This window comes from Bradyrhizobium sp. C9 (assembly GCF_002532045.1).
GTDB lineage: Bacteria > Pseudomonadota > Alphaproteobacteria > Rhizobiales > Xanthobacteraceae > Bradyrhizobium.
This window is the reverse complement of the sequence record NZ_NWTG01000070.1, coordinates 1-790: the sequence shown is the minus strand read 5'-3', so window position 1 is coordinate 790 and position 790 is coordinate 1. Positions and strand designations below refer to the sequence as shown.

2 protein-coding genes are annotated in these 790 nt (G+C 35.4%); both read left to right on the top strand.

Annotation, left to right across the window (positions count from 1 at the left end):
* On the top strand, positions 1-366 hold a 366-nt coding region (locus CO675_RS39605), incomplete at its 5' end, for a hypothetical protein (protein WP_198964916.1).
* A 33-nt stretch (positions 367-399) separates the two neighbouring features.
* Positions 400-741 (top strand): hypothetical protein, encoded by a 342-nt coding sequence (locus CO675_RS39600; protein ID WP_197064330.1) that lies wholly within the window; start codon positions 400-402, stop codon positions 739-741.
* Positions 742-790 lie beyond the last annotated feature (49 nt).

Genomic DNA, 790 nt, shown 5'->3' with positions numbered 1-790 from the left:
CTTAAAGGTTCAATCAATGCAAATGATATATCACTTAGAGGTACAATCGATGTTCCAACTCAAATGTTGACAATTCAAACTGGAAATGGTATGCAGTTGCAATTCACTAAAAAGAACGATGATTTAGTAATTGTTAGACTCTTTGGTAGTGTATCAACTACAAAAGCTGGCATTAAAATGTCTGGACCATGGGTAGATAAAGAATTTCGTCCAGCTGTTGTTCAAAGTATTGTTGGTCATTTTGCTGGACATGAGACTTCTTTCCATATTGACATAGACACAAACGGTAGTATTACTTGGTGGGGACCAGATATTGGTAAAACACCTATTGCAACACGTGGTAACGGAAGTTACTTCATTAAATAACAAAATAGAAAGCGAAACAAAATGGTAACTAGAATGATTTTAATAACTATCTTAATTTTAGCGATTCTTTTCGCTACATGGGTAAAAGATAGAGAAGCAATGAACCCACCTTTCAAACGTAGACTTGTGATTGACTTAACGGTTATTTTATCCCTGTGGGTTTTATATGCGGTCTTCTTCTTTACACAAACTCCCTCAACTTCTGATATTGCCAAAACTGTGATTGACGTAGGTTTATTGTACTTTGTAGGGCAATTTATTTATTTGGTCGCAAAAATCAGTCCTATGTTCGACGGTTTGGTTAAACTTATGAAAAAGAACGGTGTAAGTGTTCCAGAAGTAGAAGAAGAACAAACGGAGGATAAAAAAGAATGAATATAACTAATGCTGGTGTACGTGGTTATAACCCTACTGGGGTTGTAAT